General features: G+C 45.3%; 13 protein-coding genes. 1 reads left to right on the forward strand and 12 read right to left on the reverse strand.

Going from position 1 to position 17,793, the window contains the following annotated elements:
• Nucleotides 1-2: 2 nt before the first annotated feature.
• Nucleotides 3-2,585, forward strand: coding sequence for a BamA/TamA family outer membrane protein (locus tag DSM08_RS00495; RefSeq protein WP_149524292.1), 2,583 nt, complete (start codon nucleotides 3-5; stop codon nucleotides 2,583-2,585).
• 48 nt (nucleotides 2,586-2,633) lie between these two features.
• On the opposite strand, the gene DSM08_RS00500 is transcribed toward DSM08_RS00495, so the two are convergent.
• From DSM08_RS00500 to DSM08_RS00555, 12 genes are all read right to left on the reverse strand, one after another.
• Nucleotides 2,634-3,665 (reverse strand): carbohydrate kinase family protein, encoded by a 1,032-nt coding sequence (locus DSM08_RS00500; RefSeq protein ID WP_149524293.1) that lies wholly within the window; start codon nucleotides 3,663-3,665, stop codon nucleotides 2,634-2,636.
• Between the two features lie 24 nt (nucleotides 3,666-3,689).
• On the reverse strand, nucleotides 3,690-4,841 hold the full coding sequence (locus DSM08_RS00505) for a Gfo/Idh/MocA family protein (protein ID WP_149524294.1): 1,152 nt from the start codon (nucleotides 4,839-4,841) through the stop codon (nucleotides 3,690-3,692).
• Entirely contained in the window at nucleotides 4,838-5,677 is an 840-nt protein-coding gene (locus DSM08_RS00510) for a class I fructose-bisphosphate aldolase (protein ID WP_149524295.1), read from the reverse strand. Before DSM08_RS00510 ends, DSM08_RS00505 begins: the two co-directional genes overlap by 4 nt.
• A gap of 33 nt (nucleotides 5,678-5,710) precedes the next feature.
• On the reverse strand, nucleotides 5,711-6,475 hold the full coding sequence (locus DSM08_RS00515; protein ID WP_149524296.1) for a PIG-L deacetylase family protein: 765 nt from the start codon (nucleotides 6,473-6,475) through the stop codon (nucleotides 5,711-5,713).
• A 7-nt stretch (nucleotides 6,476-6,482) separates the two neighbouring features.
• The gene (locus DSM08_RS00520) at nucleotides 6,483-7,412 is read right to left on the reverse strand and encodes a sugar phosphate isomerase family (protein WP_149524297.1); all 930 of its coding nucleotides are present in this window, start codon (nucleotides 7,410-7,412) and stop codon (nucleotides 6,483-6,485) included.
• 53 nt (nucleotides 7,413-7,465) lie between these two features.
• Nucleotides 7,466-8,548: a Gfo/Idh/MocA family protein gene (locus tag DSM08_RS00525; RefSeq protein WP_149524298.1), complete on the reverse strand. Its 1,083-nt coding sequence runs from the start codon at nucleotides 8,546-8,548 to the stop codon at nucleotides 7,466-7,468.
• Nucleotides 8,549-8,560: 12 nt separating this feature from the next.
• Nucleotides 8,561-9,160, reverse strand: coding sequence for a 3-keto-disaccharide hydrolase (locus DSM08_RS00530; protein ID WP_149524299.1), 600 nt, complete (start codon nucleotides 9,158-9,160; stop codon nucleotides 8,561-8,563).
• Nucleotides 9,161-9,178: 18 nt separating this feature from the next.
• The gene (locus tag DSM08_RS00535) at nucleotides 9,179-10,006 is read right to left on the reverse strand and encodes a 3-keto-disaccharide hydrolase (protein WP_149524300.1); all 828 of its coding nucleotides are present in this window, start codon (nucleotides 10,004-10,006) and stop codon (nucleotides 9,179-9,181) included.
• A 162-nt stretch (nucleotides 10,007-10,168) separates the two neighbouring features.
• Nucleotides 10,169-13,102, reverse strand: a complete 2,934-nt coding sequence (locus DSM08_RS00540) for a PVC-type heme-binding CxxCH protein (RefSeq protein WP_149524301.1) — start codon at nucleotides 13,100-13,102, stop codon at nucleotides 10,169-10,171.
• Nucleotides 13,103-13,144: 42 nt separating this feature from the next.
• Complete coding sequence (locus tag DSM08_RS00545; RefSeq protein ID WP_149524302.1) at nucleotides 13,145-14,590, reverse strand: neutral/alkaline non-lysosomal ceramidase N-terminal domain-containing protein; 1,446 nt, start codon at nucleotides 14,588-14,590, stop codon at nucleotides 13,145-13,147.
• 35 nt (nucleotides 14,591-14,625) lie between these two features.
• Nucleotides 14,626-16,086, reverse strand: coding sequence for a neutral/alkaline non-lysosomal ceramidase N-terminal domain-containing protein (locus DSM08_RS00550; RefSeq protein WP_149524303.1), 1,461 nt, complete (start codon nucleotides 16,084-16,086; stop codon nucleotides 14,626-14,628).
• 178 nt (nucleotides 16,087-16,264) lie between these two features.
• Entirely contained in the window at nucleotides 16,265-17,791 is a 1,527-nt protein-coding gene (locus DSM08_RS00555; RefSeq protein WP_149524304.1) for a hypothetical protein, read from the reverse strand.
• Nucleotides 17,792-17,793 lie beyond the last annotated feature (2 nt).

Raw genomic sequence — 17,793 nt, forward strand, 5'->3', positions numbered from 1 at the left:
GGATGATGGCAGCATTCAGGCTCGTATCTATCAAGAATCTATTGGTTATATGCCTATTGTTAGGCATGTTGAAAAGTAATGCCCAGCAGACAGACAGCATAACGACGGTTATCGCATCAGAATATGACCAGGTCGGCGCGGTACATCGTTTTTGGTTAGGCGATAGTTATCGAAAGCTCTACAATACGCCAGTGAGGATGCGTGTTATGGATCTGTCGAAGGAAAAAGGAGGCCTGCAAATCGTGAAGCTTGGCGGAGGGATGCAAACACAATCCTTACGACTTGCTGATCCTAAGGGTGTAGAATGGGTGCTCCGCTCTATTCAGAAATATCCTGAACGAAGCCTTCCCGAGAGTCTTCGAAAAACCATCGCTAAAGACATTGTACAAGATCAGATAGCCATCGCGCATCCGTTCGGAGCATTGACCGTCCCTACGTTCAATCGGGCGCTGAAGATTCCACATTCTGCCCCTGAATTAGTTTATGTAGCGGATGACCCCGCACTTGGTGAATACCGGCCGATCTTTAAGAACAGACCTTACATGTTCGAGGCGAGAATGCCTTTCGAAAATGAAAAGACAGACAATACGGCGAAGGTAATTGAAAAGCTGTTGGAAGATAATGATACTAAAGTTGACCAGAAACTGACTGCAAGAGCGAGGCTCTTAGATTTTGTGCTGGGCGATTGGGACAGACACGAGGATAACTGGCGCTGGGATCCTGAGAAGAAAAAGGGTAAGAAAACCTATAGCCCGGTTCCGCGCGATCGGGATAAGGTTTACTATAAAACTTCTGGTATATTCCCCATTCTGTTGTCTTATCAATGGTTGAAGGCTAATGTGCAGCCCTTTAGTCCGCATATCCGCAATGTTGCGCATTGGAATTTTAATGCCCGACATTTCGACCGATTCTTTATTAATCACCTAGATAGGGAGGGATGGCAAGAGCAGGTGAAGCAGATTCAACAGGTAATGTCGGATTCATTGATTCATCAAGCAATGTTGCAGATGCCGGATACGATTGTGAAGCTCAGTGCTGCCGAGTTAGAGACGAATATCCGCTCGCGTCGCGACGAGCTTGCGGCAACCGTCGATGAATATTATATGACGCTTGCGAAGGTTGTGGACATTCCGCTATCAGCGAAGCGTGAATTTGTCGATATCGACTATAACAGCGATGGCAGTATCACGCTGGATGTGCACAACAAGAAGAAAGATGGCACCGAGGGTGCCAGAATCATGAAAAGACGTTTCTTGCCTTCGGAAACGAAAGAGGTAAGAATTTACGGTATTGCCGGTGAAGATGAATATAAAGTCCATGGGAGCGGACAATCGCCTATTAAGATACGCCTGATCGGAGGGAAGTCACACGACTTATTTGCTGCTAGCAATAGCTTTGGCAAAGGGAACCAACTCTATATCTACGATAATAAAGCCGATACAGCGAATAGCTATGACAATATGAGCATGGCGAAGTTTCGTTTGAAAAAGGATACGGCCGTACATGCATATCAGTATGACAATTTTGTGTATGACCGCCAGGGGGTCTTAGTCAATCTCAATTATGGCGTGGATAGAGGTCTCATTTTTGGTCTTGGATACCTGATCGAAAATCAAGGCTTTCGTAAAAGCCCCTACGCTTATCGGTATGAGTTTTTGGCAAATTACCTAACAGGCCGCCAATCGTTCATATTAGAATACAAGGGAGATATTAAAAAACTCGTAGGGGAGCAGGACTTGCAAATTCATATGCGTGCTTTAGGGCCATTCAATCAAAGTAACTTCTTTGGGTATGGTAATAACACCGAATATCTAAAAGATGAAGAGCATGAGATTTCTTTCTACAGGAACCGATATGATTACGTGAATGCAGATATATTCCTAGGATACGAAGCGTTCAAAAATGCACGCTTATTTTATGGTTCTTCATCGGAGCTGTATCACAGTAAAGCTGATAAAAATGAAGAACGGTTCTTTCATGGTTTTAATCAGACCCATCCGGGAGAAGATATCTTCGGAACAAAATTCTTTACCGGGCTGGCTGCGGGATTCGATTTTGATACACGCGATAATAAAGCCAATGCGAAGAAAGGTTTGCGCTTATTCACGCGTTTGGATTGGAAAGCCGAGCTTGCTGGTCAACAAAGACGATATACTGCTTTAGAGAGCTCCTTAAGCCTTTATAAAACGGTCTTCAATGATTATCTGACACTAGCAAACCGCACAGGCATGCAAACCGTATTCGGCGATCCTTATTTTTATCAGCATGCGCAGATAGGAGGAGAGATGAGTCTACGCGGATTCAACTCTCAACGTTTCACCGGGAAAACAGCGCTGTATAACAATTTGGATGCTCGATTAAAGTTGGCAAACTTTAGTTCCTACTTACTTCCAGGAACGGTTGGTCTGATTGGTTTTTATGATATCGGTAGAGTTTGGATGCCGAACGAGAAGTCCGACAGCTGGCATATGGGTGCCGGCGGTGGGTTCTACTTTATGCCTGGCGACCTCATGATTATTCAAGCGGTTGTAGGTGCTAGTAAAGAAGCGGTATTGCCTTATATCCGTATTGGACTGTCATTCTAAACTAAAACGCTACAACCTTCTGAAGGCTTTTGAAGTGGATAAGGAGATTTATTCTACAGCGCGGTAACCGTACTGTTCGCCTAGCTCGAGACAGCCCTGTAGGTCTAATATGCCATCGGAACAGGTTACATGGGTCAGACTGGCTGCTGCTGCACAAACACCGAGCTTAAGACTGTCTTCCATTGACCACTCTTCGTGGATGCCATAAAGGATGGCTGCTGCTAGCGCATCACCTGCGCCATTGCTTCCGATAATCTGCTCAGGCTTTAATCTAACGCTGGGCTGAAATAGGCTCGCGCCGTTTCGTTGTGCAGCATATACGCCCGCTGGATAATGAATAACGATCCATTGATTTACGCCGAGATTAAACAAATAATCGCAAACCTCCTGACAACGATCTTGCATCTGCTGCGGTTCTTCGATATTCATCAAGTTGATCCCGGAGAGCTTGCTGGCTTCGAATTCGTTTAGGAAAAGGTAGTCAACATAGGGTAACGAGCTTGGAACGACCGATTGAAATCTGTCGGAATCTTCACTAACTAAATCTATCGAGGTATTGAGACCAGCATTTTTCGCTTTTTCTAATAGATGTGATGCATCGGTACGGCCATCTTCTTTGATCTCATCCAATTTGTCCAAGAGTAGTAAATAGCCTAGATGAAAAATGCGAGCATTTGACTTCTGAAAATCAAAATGTCGTGGACAGAGTTGCGCGCTTGCACCTCGATGATGAAAGAAAGTGCGCTTACCTGTTGGTTTTACAGATACGACGGTGGTATAGGAGGTGGACACATTGGGTATCATGGCAATTTGTTGGGTATCAATGCCAATCTGTTTACAATGATCGACAATGCGGATGCCGTGGAAATCAATGCCTACGAGTCCTAATCCTTCTAGTGGAAAACTCGCACCGAGCTGTGTCAGGTCGGTAAGAATATTGTAGGCAGAACCTCCATTGCTGATATATTCATCCAGGATGTTAACAAGCGATTGTTCTTCCGGAAACTTATCGATTACTTTCACCTCGTCCAGAATCCAACTTCCTGCTGCAAGAATACCCGATCGTGTCTTTTTTTCCATTATATTTTTTTGAATTGTGCGGTTTTAATTTACCGCGACTTCCTGTTCTAATACGACTGTCTTATTGTTTGCATGTGATGCTAAGGCTGCGGCGAAAACCTCATGGCTTGCAATGGCTTCCTCTAAGGTTACACAGCCAAATCGCCCAGCTAATTGCCCCTCGCGTTCGGCGAAGTAAGCTGCAAGCATCTGTTGGAAGACGTCCGGAAATCCGGGTTCAAAGATGCCGCCGGTTACAGTTGGAAAGGGCACTTCAAATCCTAAGTCTACACGCTGCCAGGATTGCTCTTTGCCTTCGTTCCAATTATAGGTCCACAGCGCTTTGACATCTTTTGTGCTATAACGAATACCACCTTCCGTACCTAATACTTCAATAAACCAAGTATTTGTTTCGCCGGGAGCGAGGCGTTTCATCTCTAATAACATTGGCACTGTTTCGCCATTTTCCATCTGCACGCGCGTGCTCAATGTGGCGTTGTTCCAGGTGTCGGCACTTGCTATACCGCCCTTGCCATCTGGTCTTTCGGTGATGATTTTTTGTAAATGTGCATATAGCGATTGTGGTTTCCAACCCAATCTAAGGGGGATATGGAGTGCATGTATGCCCAAGTCGCCCATTACACCAATTTCGCCACAATAGGCAGACTGTCGCTTCCAATTGATGGGCTTGTTGGGGTTCATGTCGCTGGCATGCAGAAAGCCAGCTTTAATTTCTATAATTCTTCCTAGTCGTCCGGATTTTACTTCCGATACGACGCGTTGTGGTCCAGGAAAAAACGGCATTTCAGAGCTGCATCGTGCAAACCGACCCTCTTGGTTTGCGACGTTGGCAATTCTTCTCGCTGCAGCAAGATCGATCCCAAAGGGCTTTTCACCCAATAGATCTTTTCCTGCCTGCAGGATGTCGATGTACAGCGATTCGTGCATATGATGGGGCACAGCAATGTAGACCACGTCGACCAGGTCGCTATGAATTAGCTCCTTGTAGTCCGTCGTCAATAGCGAGACGCTACTTATCTGCTTATACCAGCTTAAAGCCTGTTGATCAATATCGCATACTGCGGTCAATTGAACCTGAACAGGAAAGTCTTTTAAAGCAAACCATCTTCCAAATGCACTGGCGGCCTCTTTGCCCATTAAGCCTCCGCCGATAATACCGACATTTACCGTTTTCATATTCCGTCTTTTAATAAGCTAATAACATCTTCTGGTTTTGCGCCACGGTGTACAATTTCCATTAAAGCGCGCGTCATGCCTGCGGGGTTAGCATGTTGAATCACATTCCTTCCATATACAATTCCGCAAACGCCTTGTTGCATCAATTGATAGGTGCGATCTAATATTTCCTGATCGCTGGCTTTCCCTCCGCCGCGCACAAGCACCGGGATATCGCCCGCTACTTCGACAACCTTATGGTAGATCGACACATCGTCCGTAGGATCGGCTTTGATAATGTCAGCACCTAATTCTACGCCTTGACGAACTAAAGGGATTATTTTCTCTGGATCGCCATTGACCATATAACCGCCTGCTTCGTTATTCGGACGAAAGACCAACGGCTCGACCATTAATGGCATCCCGTAGCGTTCGGCTTCGGGTTTAATCTTCAATATATTCTGTATACATTGGTCGGTCACTTCTGGTTCATCAGGGATACTAAATAAATTGACCACTACACAGGTAGCATCTAAGCGAAGGGCTTGCTCTACCGGGTTTTCAATCATTCTACTGAACAGGCTGCGTGGAAGTTGTTTTCCATAAACATTTGCAACGTCCGTTCTCAGCACCAGCGAAGGTTTATGACGACCAGGGATTCTTTGCAGGTAATTTGCTTGTCCGACGGTCAGTTGAATAGCATCTGGAGCGGCATCAACGAGCACTTCAACGGCTTTTTCTACGTCTTCGATTCCATTCAGGAAAGCATATTCGTTAAAAAAGCCATGATCAATAGCGACGTCAAAGCAGTTGCCCGACTCGTTGTTAAATAGTCGATTTAAGCGATATAATTTCATGTGTCTAGGTTAGTATTTTATCCAATTTGTTTATTAACGCTCATGGACTAAGTCGCCGAGCTCCTCTTTTAAGATATTGTTCTGCGGATAGGCATGGCCCAAATGCTGTCGATATCCTTCGCCGTAACTTGCGTTAATTTCTTTTCCTCTTTTCTCTCCAAAGCTTTTCATGGCGATAATGTATTCATCCATTCCATGATGATCGCGGAGCCAATTTCTTTGGGAGGCATGGCAAGCCAGCATATCTTCTTTCAGTTGGATTTTGGAAGAGATGTCGACGATCAATCCCGGCTCTACGGGTTTTCCAAAGCGGTCTTTTCCTTCCATAGCATCCACATAATAAAGATGTGGTGTATAGAAATAGGGCTCTAGGCCTTCTGTTTCAATATTCATTATTCCGGCACTAAAGCAGGCTGTTTGAATAATCTTACTGGTCATTTCATGGTCGACCATGTAACAAGATGGACTCATGGTAATAACGACGCTCGGCTTCGTTTTACGAATTAAAGCGATGGCCTTGACGATGGTTTCTCTGTCGTACATGACGAATACATCGTTGCATTCCAAGCAATGATAGTCTGCATCCAGCATCGCAGCGGCATCTGCGGCTTCTTGCTTTCGGATCTTGCTTATTTCTGCTCTTGAATGTACTGTCGTACCACAGTCTCCTGGCGTCATAGTCGCCATCACAACATTCCAACCCTTGTCTTTCAAGAGCGCTAAAGTTCCTGCGCAGCTGATTTCTGCATCATCAGGATGTGCTACGATGGCTAATACCGTTTTATTTGTGTTCGTCATATTCAGCTTAGTGCATTTCGGTTGTTACAGATTTAATTGCCGGACGGTAGTAATGAAATTCTACGTTCGGGTGATCGGCTAATAGGGACATAGGAACGGCGGTGTCGACAATGCTTTTGGATATCATAAATGGTGTCAGGCGCATGCCGAAAGCATTATCATGATTTCCGGCTTGCCAGATGGATACACGCTCGGCTTTCCATGTTTCAACAGGTCCTACGGTCGTCGCTTGTTGCGGTACACCGACAACATAACCACCTCCGGAAGTTCTGGCATTCTGCATCAACGTAATTGGATGGAGGTCGACAATTCTCGCACTCAGGCTTCTATACTCTTCTACGGTTGGAGGATTATCAGCATATTTTCCACTGCGCTGTAGTGGATCGTTGAATGCCCAATGTTTGGCATCGCCCTGTCCACCTTGCATCGTCACGCAGCGAAATTCATCAAAGCTTTTGGTGTATTCCGCCAAACTCGACGCCAAAGGATAATGAATATTTTCATCTGGCATGCGCAGTTCCGGCTTGATATGGTTGAACAGCATATCGTTATTTGCTTTCACGAAGGATAAGGGATGCGTAGCTGGAACTTCCGTGCCGTTTTCATACCACTCATCCATTCCCCAGAAATGACAGTTCTTTAGGGAGATATTCAAGCTGTTTACCAGTTGAGCAACTAAAGGTAGCTGTTCGGTCGGCCCAATGGGTCCGCAAATTCCAGCAGGAGAGGAGGCTGTGGCTTGTTGCCAGGCCTCAATGTATTGCAGTGCCTCCGCCAGGTAAAAAGACTCTAATGTATCGTGGAAAATCACTTGGAATCCTGGTCTGGAAAGCTGTAAAATATCTTCTGCCGTCAATTGTGCAGCATCGCGCATAATCTGTTCATCGATGGTCGTATAATCCCACCAGCCTTCGGCCAACATGCTGTTTTTTCTCATTTCTCTTCTATTGATTTAGGAAATTATGTTTGATTGAACTCGAACTCTTATTATTATAAGCGAACCACTTGCCCTGTCTTCACCGACTCATCCGCGGCAAAAGCGATTCTTAAGCTATTTACAGCATCTTCCATGTGATCGCTCAGGTCGATGTCTTCTTTTATCGCTTTTAAGAAATAAGCCTGCTCGCGATCGCATAAGCCTTGATGATCCGGCTCATCGGTCAAGTCGAGCCATTCGTCTTCTAGGGCGAATTTTTCGTTCTCATCGAGTGCCGAATGATGGCGTAATATGGATTCCGTCTTCGTATGTGCTTCGATGGATCCTGACTTGCCCGTTCCGCCGGCTTCTTTTGCAACGATGGATACAGAACCTTTCGGACCTACCACATCTTTCACAAAGAAGGCTGTTTCGGATACCATTGGTCCCCAACCCGCCTCGTACCAACCTACCGAACCATCTTCGAAACGAATTTGGAGGTTGCCGTAGTTATAGTTGTCTGCCGGTATTTCATCCGTCAGTCTAGCCCCAATTGCATATACTTGCGTAGGTTTAGAACGGGTCATTTGACACATCACATCAATATAATGCACACCACAGTCTACAATCGGACTTAAGCTTGCCATGAGGTTTCGGTGCAAGGTCCACATCGCTGTATCGCTCTGTTGGTTCAGGTTCATGCGCATTACCAATGGCTTGCCGAGGTCAGACGACATCTCTACAAATTTGATCCAGGAAGGATGGTGTCTTAGAATATAACCGACGACGAGTTTCTTTCCGGTCTTTAATGCTACTTCCTGTACATGCTCTGCCCCTTTAACCGAACTTGCAATTGGTTTTTCGACAAAGACATGTGCTCCGGCCTCCATAGATTTCACTGCATATTCTTCATGCGTGTCTGGATAAGTCGATATACAGACCGCATCGGGTTTGGTTGCCGCTAAAGCAGTTTCAAAATCGTCAAATAGTGGATAAATATTGCCCATTTTCTCGTTCAGCACTTCTTTGCTTTTCCCTCGGGATACAATGCCGCATATTTCAAAGCCATCCATTTTATGGTATGCCCAAGCATGTGAGGCGCCCATGTTGCCACATCCTACGACCAGCACACGCACTTTATTGTTTTCCTTTTCCATAGCTTGATCTTTTTATAGTTCTTTAATACAGATGTCTCTCCATCTTACTTTAATACCTCCTCCGTCGTGGATCTGAAGTGCAATAAAACCCTTCGCTTGACCGATCTTCTCATCATCTAATTGTACCATTTGCTTGTCGTTCAGCCAAGTAGTAATCTTATTTCCCTTGGCCAAGATTTTCATGGTATTCCAGCCGTCGGGGCTTAATGCTTTTTGCGCTTCTTCCGTAGGCTTGATTAACCAGCCTCGACCATAGGATTCATAGATACCGCCGGTATGTAGTCCCGGCGGGGCTACTTCCACTTGCCAACCTTTGATCTTGACACCTTCGATGTCGGAGCGGATGAATACCCCCGAGTTTCCATTGGCTTCTAATTTGAATTGAACCGATAGTTCAAAGTCTTTGTATGGGCTATTGGTCGATAAATAACCGTAGCCTTTGTCTGGTCCGCTTTCGCAAACAAGTTCTTTATTTTCCACATACCATTTCTCGGTTCCATGAATAGTCCAACCGCTAAGGTCTTTGCCATTAAAAAGTTGCTCGCACTGTGCCATCGCTTGGTTGCTCACAAGTAGCAACGCTAGGCTGAGCACGGAAAGTATCGTTTTCATATAATTGCTTTTTTAGGTTTATATTTTACCAGCTTTCAATGGGATCATATCCAGTCGGCGAACAAACATTTCTGCGCCTTCCGACTGCACTTGAATCTTTCCTTTTGAAGGTCGAACGTTGATGGCTTGGTTTACGAGTTTGCCATTAACGTAGATGTCGATTTTATCGCCTTTAACCACACATTCTAATTTGTTCCACTCACCTACAGGTTTGTCTACATCCTTCGCGCCACGGAAGCCTAAAACGTCTTTCCAGTTCGGGTCTCTTCCCCACCAATTGATACGCCCTTTATTGACTGTCACGAGTTCACCGCCTTTCTGGTAAACAGGAGTCGTGCCGTGACGTTCTTTGGCAACCGGACTGGTGATGGAGAAAGCATCTGTGCCATCCCCCACGACAATAAAGTCGCCGACGCCGCCTTCGATGATATTACATTCGATAGAGCGCATCCAGATACCTGAATAGCCGCCATCTTCACCCACGGAATGAAAAAGTAATCCATTATCGCGTGCTGCATTTTTACGGGAACCAAATGTCATTTCGCCCCATTTGAACTCCATAATGAGTTTATAATTTTCGTATTCCTCATCGGTGGTAATACATCCCCATTCTTCGCCGGAGATGCGTAGAATTCCATCATTGATGGTGAATACACCCTTTGGATCTTGGTTTCTGCCCCGATCTTGAATAAAGATATACCAACCGTCAAGATTCTTCTTGTTGAACAATTGAATGGTTTTCGGTTTAGGCTTTTCGCCGTCGGTTTCTTTCTTGGGATCTGTGTGGGCTAATGCCGTTGAACTGAGCATGATGAATAGACATGCTATTCCGAATAATTTTCTCATAATTTAGCCTCCTTATGTATAATTAGTATTTTCAGTTTAAGTATTACATCTTGGAACGTTTGACGCTCCAAGATGTAAAAAAAAGGTTATTTTACTTTTGATTTTTAGGTTGATTACACAAATATATAAATTCTAGTTGTATATACAAGTTAAATTGAAAAATTAGTTCGAATCTCCTTTTTTAAGGTATTCGATAAGATTTGCCATGTCTTCCTTGGACATTGCTTTTTCCATTCCATCCGGCATTAATGACAGTCCTGAATTGGTCAAAGTCTCAATATTACTGCGTAGCACAGCTTCATCAGCGCCTGTTGCTGTCCGAAGGGTAAGCCCATTGTCTGTTTCGGATACCACCCAACCTGACTTGGTACTGCCATCTTTCGTTTTAACGATCACCGATTGGTATTGCGGATAGACCTCATAGTTCGGTACCAGAATATGTAAGAGCAGCGCATCTGCCGGCTGATTCTTGATGCCGGAAAGGTCGGGACCTACTTGCCCCCCTTTGCCACCATAGGTATGGCAGACAGCACACTGGGCCTGAAAAATGGCCGCTCCTGCGGAAGCCACAGGTTTCGCATTTTTCAGCACGTTTTTATATTCTTCATATACCGCCATACGATCACCGCCTTCAAGCTCTTTGAATAAAACCGTTGCTCGATCAGCGATAGCTTTGTCCTTACTTTTCATAAGGCGAGTTCTATCGATCGAGGATATTTCAGCTGCTGCAATCTGACCGCTTTCAATAGCTTTAAACAGGACCGGCAGAAATTTAGTATTGGAAATAAGCGCAGAGATCACAGTAGGTTTTACTTTCGGGGAGTATGCCTTCCATTTCGCTTTGTCTGTTAACAATTCGGCACCTTTTGGATCTTGCAGTTTCGCAATGGAATTTATGGCTTGAATCTGCACCTGCGGTGAATAATGAGCGCTCAATAGCTGACGCAGTGCATCATTAGATTGTTCATAACTCGTGTAGCCTAATAGTGAGATAGCGCGGCTTTGCTTATCCGCCGTATCTTTTAAGGCTATCTCCTTAATTTTACCAACAAAGCTATCCAAGCTCTCGTTTGAAGTGCTGTTGATGGCGTATAATAGCCCTTTATTATTTGGTTTAAGTTCTTGCTTTCTACCATGCAATGCTTCTGATAGCCCTAGCATGGCTGATATTTTCCACTCGTCTACAGCATCCGGAGTCACCAAGCGATGGAAGAAATCGGAAGCCTCAGCAATCGTTCCACCATGGCCTAGCAGTCTTCCTAGGTCTTGCATCACAGCGGCGTAAGCTTTCGGTTCGGCCGATTTCATGCCAGCAAAAGCGCTGATAAAATCTTTAGAACGACCCGACAGCCCACTTAATACCGCTGCTCGGCTCCACTTGTCTGCACCATCTTTAGCTGCAATTTTAGCTAAAGCTTGAACGGCTTCGTTTGTGTTGATATTGCCTAAAGCGATCGCCGAATAATATCTTACGCGTGCCGATGGATCTTCAGCGAGCTGGTTCAACGCTGATTTTGCCTGATCGTATTTTGTATTGCTGGCAAGGATTTGTACCGCCTGCTCACGAATGGAAGCTTCCTCGCTCGCTAATGCTTGATGGAGACTTTCCAAGCTAAGCATTCCCAAATTATGAGCTAACCAAAGTGCTCGGGCTTTCCCCTCGTTATTGGAACTCTTAGCAATGGTTTCTTTTAGTAAGTCAGCGATATCAGCAGGCTTGGATTCTAAAAGTAAGCGAAAAGCGGTCGCTCTTTTCCATTCATCATTTGAGCTCAGGGCATCTACCAAGTCTTTGTTTGTAGATCCAGTGGCCACTTTTCCGGTTTTATCCTCATCCTCTTGGTCGAAGTCCTCGCGCACAACTCTATAGATTCTGCCATCCGTTTTTCCGGCTTCAAAATCCAGTTGCCCACGCATCTCTTCAGGGACATAGGCCGGATGATCAATAACCTTCCGATGCATGTCGACAATATACAGGGCTCCTTCCGGACCATGCTGCGCATAGACTGGGCGGAACCATTCGTCAGTAGATGCTAAAAATTCTTTTCTCTCATTTGCTATAGCGGATGTGAAACTAGCGCCGTTTTCTTTGACAATCTGTCTTTGAACTAAGTTCTGTGCCGATTCGCAGATAAAGATATTGCCTTTATGTTCTGGTCTTAATGCAGTTCCATTGTATACCACCAAACCGCTTGCCGCCGTAAAAGTACCGGTGTGGGATTTTCCCATGAGGTCTGGAATGTACTCCGCGGTAGTCACAGCATTACTGATGGGATAGACCACCGCATTGGCTTCCACTGGCGATACATTCTGTACCATTTCATTGAATGTCAGATGTGGATTGCGCGAAAGGTTCCATGGCTCCATGACGATCTGCATGACCGGGTGACGATTCGATGTACCGAAGCGGTGGCCATAGGGATCCATCGTTAGGCCGAATTGGCTTTTTCCCCCGGTAACTTGGAACTCAAAAGTCTCTGGATTGAAACGACCGTCGGCTGCGGTGTAAGTTACTGCCGGGCGATCAGGATGCTCTGGAGAAGTAATATTACCTCCGTTTAGACCTCCTGTAACATAGACCCAGCCGTCCAAGCCTAAGGTCGGATGGCTCATGCGTATCTGCGAGGTTTTTGTGTCGTTGAATCCGGTTAGCACAGTTTTCTTTATATCAGCAACCCCGTCGCCATCGGAATCTTTGTAATAGTAAATATGTGGTGCACAGGTGATAAATACACCACCTTTCCAAGGGAGAATTCCATTGGGATAGGTGAGTCCTGTTGCGAATTCGTTTCTTTTATCATAAGTGCCATCGCCGTCGGTGTCTTCCAGTAATACGATTCTACCAAGTGTTGTTGGCTCTCCTTCTTCTGCCCGGTCTGGATATCCACGATCCTCGACAACATACATCCTTCGATCTTCGTCGAAAGCGAAAGCTACCGGATCGATGACCATAGGCTCATAAGCCACTGGCTCGATACGAAGTCCCTCCTCCAGCTGAAAGGCATCTAAAGCCTGTTGGATTCGTTCATTCTCATGTTTCTGTTTACAGCCGACGAGCAATACGAGTAGGGATGCGGCTAGAATAGGGTGTCTCATTGGTTTTATAATTGAGTATAGACTTTTAGGTTTTTAGTGGGATTATTTTCCCGATTTATGATCATTTAATAGGCGTAATAAGACTGCAAGAATTTTATCTGCTGCTGTTTCTTCTAAATAGCTCGAACGCGCACGCCAGGTTTCATATCCTCCTAATTTGTGATGTTTAGCGGTAGGGAGATAACCGTTGTAGCCGTTTGCCAGCTCGATGTTAAAAGTCGGCTTAAATGGGCTTTTCGCTTTTAATTCCAAACCAATCTCGACGAATACTTCCGCAGGAATCGCAGTAATTGCTAAATCACCAATTTTGAACACTTGCAGAATTAAATCGACCTGGTCAGGATAATCTCTTAGCAATAAGGTTTCACGTGCGTAAATTTCTTCCAGAGACTGCATTGTGGGACCGGCGGCTTTTGCAACAATGCCTTCAGCGCGTTTAATGTCCTGTGCTGTTGGTTTTCTTACACCCAATCGAATCTCTTCTTGTTTGGCAGCTAGTTTTATTGAGTTTTGTTGAGGGGCATTTTTAATGGCTGAGTAGGATGCGCTAGCAACTTTATCAGCTACAGAGCGTATCTTTTCATAATGAGGAAGAGCTTCTGTTTTCTTTCCGGGCCAATTGATATTGTTGATATCGCCACTAGTTCCATTGCTCATGATGCCAACAAATGGTGGGTCGTTTAATGTTTTTTCGTTAAGCACAAGGTCTCCGATTCTATCGGCGAAGGCTCCGTAATAGTCTGCGGATATCTCCCCTGGTCCAGTTCCACCGACATAATGTAAGGAGTAGTTTGCAAGTACCGCAATTGGTTTACCATCCACAGTTTTTAAGAATATGCTAGGGACCTCCGGGTCGATTGGTCCAGCAGGTTTGTCCATGTTAGGATTTTCAACGCCCGGGTTCATCTTAACCTGATCTTGACCGCCAAATGGATTTGGCATCGCAGTTCCAGGCTTCATATACCAACGGCGATTAAAGACTTCCGATTCCTCTTTTCCCACACCCCAAGAGATAACTGCAGGCGCACGATTTTCATGAGCACGAATAAGTGCGTCTGCAGTTCTTTCGACGATAAAGTCTACATAGGCTGGATCGGGGTCACTTTGAAAGACTCCGCAGGCCGTGCCTGCAGAGTGTGTATGTGTCGCCGACATCATCATATTTTGTACCGGGATCCCGGTAAACTCGGAAGCGCGCTGTTTTGCTTTGTCCAGCGTTTCTCTGGATACCATACATAGATCCAAAACCACAAAACCCAACTTCGTCTGCCCGTCATCCAAGACCAATGCTCTGGCGTGGATATCATCATGCACATGCCTCACCGTCACGTCCTGCATATTCCCATTGATAGAAGAGCCTATTTTGGGAGTGATGGTGCTTTTTGCTGCGCCCGCCTGAAATACTTTGTTGGCGGAATTGCTCTGCGCAAGGGCGCTGCCAGTGAGAAAGAGCAAGGATAATAGGAAGGTACAGACTGAAGATTTCATAGCGTTTTCGGTTTTGATTAGTATGCTGTTCTTGTTTAATTCATCTGAGAAAATAAGTTGGTAATCGTGCTGAAGACTTTTCTAGAGGCATTTATCTCGACACGGTTCGTTCCTAACCAAGTCTCATATCCACCAAGTTTATGCTGCTCTGGAGTAGGCAAGTAGCCGTAAGAGCCATTGGCAAAGGATATGGTGAAGGTCTTATTTTTTGGATATTGCGATTTTAGCGCTAGGCCAGACTCGGCGAAGGTTTCGAAAGGGATGGCTGCGATTTGAAGATCGCCGATGCGGAACGTTTGTAATAACACAGATATCTCCGTAGGCCATTCGTTCTGCAATTGAGTAATGCGCTGCGCATAGGTTCTTTCCAGTGGATGATTGATAGGTTTGGCGTCTTCAGGCATAGCAATTACTCGCTTTGCTAGTGCAAGTTGTTTGTCCGTTGGTTTACGAACCATGAGTGTCTGTTCCGCTTGTTTTGCTTGTAGTTTCAGCCAAGGTTGGTATTTTACGTTTTGTAATGAGCTGTATACTTTTTGCGCAACGTCGTTTGCTACAAATTTCATTTTCTGATAAGGAGCATCTTTTGGTGGGGCACCTTGTACATTGACGTTGTTGATGTCTCCAGAAGTTCCGTTGGTCATTATTCCAACAAATGGTGCGTCTGGGTTATTTTTTGTGAGCAGCTCTTGCATCCGGTTGGCGAAGACGGCAAAGTAGTCCGCAGAGATATCGTGTTTAGGCACTCCTCCGATGTAATGCAAGGAGTAATTTGCCAGAAGTGCGATAGCACGGCCATCAACTGCCTGTACCGATAGAAAGGATACTTCAGGATCTGTTGGTCCTGCCGGTTTCACAATGTCGGGATTGCCAATACCTGGGTTAAATCTTACCGGTTCTTTTTCTCCAAAAGGATTTACGACAAGATCTTTCATATGCCATCTTCTATTGAACACATGTTCGGGAATATTTACTGAACCCCAACCTATCTGTGCAGGCTCCATTCTGTAGATCGCCATATCGACAGCGTCCGCTATTTTTAGTGCTAGAAAGTCCTGATATCGATCCAGACCTTCCTGAGGATTCCATCCACGGCGTTTTGGTCCTTCCCCTTCCGCACTGGTTGCGGAGTGGGTATGCGTGCCGGCGATCAGGATATTCGCTGTGGGGATTCCTGTACGCGCGTTGATTTCTTTTTTAGCTGCATCGCAAACTTTACGCGCCAATCCGATATTATCACAGATAATAAAAGCGAGCTTGCTGTCGCCATCGTCTAGCACTAAACTTCGCGCATGGAGTTCATCGTGGATATTCTTGGCCTCCGGAGGAGTGCCAAAATTGCCAACAATACCACCGCCTAAGTAAGGCGTGATGACGGTTTTAGCAGCACCAGCCATAAAAGTGCGTTGTTGCCCAAAACTCAGCGTCGCGGATAAGATGAAGAGCATTGAAAGTAAGAATTGTCCTACAATCTGTATTTTGATTTTTCTTTCCATAATTATAAGGTTAGGGTAAAAGCCTTACAGATATGATGTGAAATTTGTTCAGGTATGAAGTTTTAATGCGGAGTCATCTTAGGCTTAATCGTTCTCAACAGACTCTTCTTGTAAATATACGACTTGTGTAGACAAGAACAAATAGTTTACATCTTTTATCTTCTTAAATTTTTGTTTTTTATTGATGTTCAGGAGGTACATTGCCATATCCCCAGGCCTGTTTAAATACTGCTGGAGGTGGGGGGCTGGGTACTTTGCCCGGAGTCATTTGATTTGCCAGTTCAATTCCTGTATTAGCGATCTGTCGACCTGCGGACACTTCCAAGTTAGAATAAGACGTTAATCGTGTTTCGTAGCCTCCACCGCTGGACCCCATTGCTTCCTCCGTCGGAACATAGCCAACACATCCATTTGCCAGTTCCACGATGAATGTGAAAGGAAAATGACTAGCTTTCTTGATATCCAAACCAAATTGGACGAAGTATTCTGCAGGGTTCGAAACGAATGCGACCGGTCCTACTTGGATTGCCTGTACTTCTACTTCTGCTTTCGGCCTTTTCTTAATCATGGCGTCTAATAGAAGGATTTCCTTTGCGAACGTCCATTCTACACTTCCCGATTTTTCCGGCCCTTGTTTCACTAATTCCAAAGATTTTTTGACCTTTTCCTTGGCAGGAATTCTACGGTTTACGGTCCATACTTTCTGTCTGGAGTCTAAAGGAATATCCGAACCTGCGCCACGTTTCGCTAATAACATGGTTTTGTATGCTTCGGCACCAACGCGACCGCCCACTAATTCCCACCATTCTTCCGCAGAGGGGTTTGCATGCTTTGCCATATTGTCTACCTGCGTAATATCACCGCAGGCTCCCTGCATGAACACGACCGGCAATGCGGCATTACCCGTCACTCCCCGCAATGTTCTTTCCATGGCTCCAATCCAATTGGCGGATATCCCATCAGGATTTGTGGTCGCATGACAGGCGAAATTGACGACCATGCCTAATAAGTTGTCTTTTAAATCCCAAACACCAATAGTTCCTACATCCGGATCGATTGGACCTGCATAATCAATGATATCCGGATTTCCTACGCCCGGATGCGTATAGGTCAAACCGTTTTTCATTCGCATTCGGCGGTTAAAGGCAACTTTATCTTCTTTGCCAACGCCAACCGCAAGCTTAGCATCTTGAAGATTAGCATTTGCATCCACGACTGCTGCGACAATTTGATGTTGCAGATACTGTATAAATCCGGGATCCGAAACGATGGACATATTCGTGGCAAGATGCTTAATCAAAGGGTCTGCATCATCAAAATCGCCCGGTTCGGACATGGCGATGGGACCCGAGGAATGGGAATGTGAGGCTCCTATCATGATGTCCTTTCCGGAAATACCGCAAGCCGACTCTATTTCTGCGCGACTAATTTCCACAACACGGCGTGTTATGAAGAGAAGATCGACCCCTACGAGCGCCACTTTCTTCTTTCCATCATCAAATACGACGGCGCGGACTTTACACTGGTCGTGAAACTTCTTATGATGGCTTTTGCCATAGTTGCCCGGCTGCTCCATGCCAATATCAGGCGTGATATCCTTTTCCGAAAAGCCTGCTCGAAAAGTAGGAGCAATCCCATTATGCGGTTTAGCATGTACATGAGCGATTAGAAAAACAGCGAATATAGATGTTATTATATATTTCATAA

Source organism: Sphingobacterium hotanense (assembly GCF_008274825.1).
In the GTDB taxonomy this organism is placed as follows: domain Bacteria; phylum Bacteroidota; class Bacteroidia; order Sphingobacteriales; family Sphingobacteriaceae; genus Sphingobacterium; species Sphingobacterium hotanense.

Excerpts from the sequence above, each read along its gene's own strand:
- DSM08_RS00535 (WP_149524300.1), bottom strand. The coding sequence starts at position 10,006 with ATGAGAAAATTATTCGGAATAGCATGTCTATTCATCATGCTCAGTTCA.
- DSM08_RS00495 (WP_149524292.1), top strand. The coding sequence starts at position 3 with ATGATGGCAGCATTCAGGCTCGTATCTATCAAGAATCTATTGGTTATA.
- DSM08_RS00540 (WP_149524301.1), bottom strand. The coding sequence starts at position 13,102 with ATGAGACACCCTATTCTAGCCGCATCCCTACTCGTATTGCTCGTCGGC.
- DSM08_RS00530 (WP_149524299.1), bottom strand. The coding sequence starts at position 9,160 with ATGAAAACGATACTTTCCGTGCTCAGCCTAGCGTTGCTACTTGTGAGC.
- DSM08_RS00545 (WP_149524302.1), bottom strand. The coding sequence starts at position 14,590 with ATGAAATCTTCAGTCTGTACCTTCCTATTATCCTTGCTCTTTCTCACT.
- DSM08_RS00550 (WP_149524303.1), bottom strand. The coding sequence starts at position 16,086 with ATGGAAAGAAAAATCAAAATACAGATTGTAGGACAATTCTTACTTTCA.
- DSM08_RS00505 (WP_149524294.1), bottom strand. The coding sequence starts at position 4,841 with ATGAAAACGGTAAATGTCGGTATTATCGGCGGAGGCTTAATGGGCAAA.
- DSM08_RS00525 (WP_149524298.1), bottom strand. The coding sequence starts at position 8,548 with ATGGAAAAGGAAAACAATAAAGTGCGTGTGCTGGTCGTAGGATGTGGC.
- DSM08_RS00510 (WP_149524295.1), bottom strand. The coding sequence starts at position 5,677 with ATGAAATTATATCGCTTAAATCGACTATTTAACAACGAGTCGGGCAAC.
- DSM08_RS00520 (WP_149524297.1), bottom strand. The coding sequence starts at position 7,412 with ATGAGAAAAAACAGCATGTTGGCCGAAGGCTGGTGGGATTATACGACC.
- DSM08_RS00515 (WP_149524296.1), bottom strand. The coding sequence starts at position 6,475 with ATGACGAACACAAATAAAACGGTATTAGCCATCGTAGCACATCCTGAT.
- DSM08_RS00555 (WP_149524304.1), bottom strand. The coding sequence starts at position 17,791 with ATGAAATATATAATAACATCTATATTCGCTGTTTTTCTAATCGCTCAT.
- DSM08_RS00500 (WP_149524293.1), bottom strand. The coding sequence starts at position 3,665 with ATGGAAAAAAAGACACGATCGGGTATTCTTGCAGCAGGAAGTTGGATT.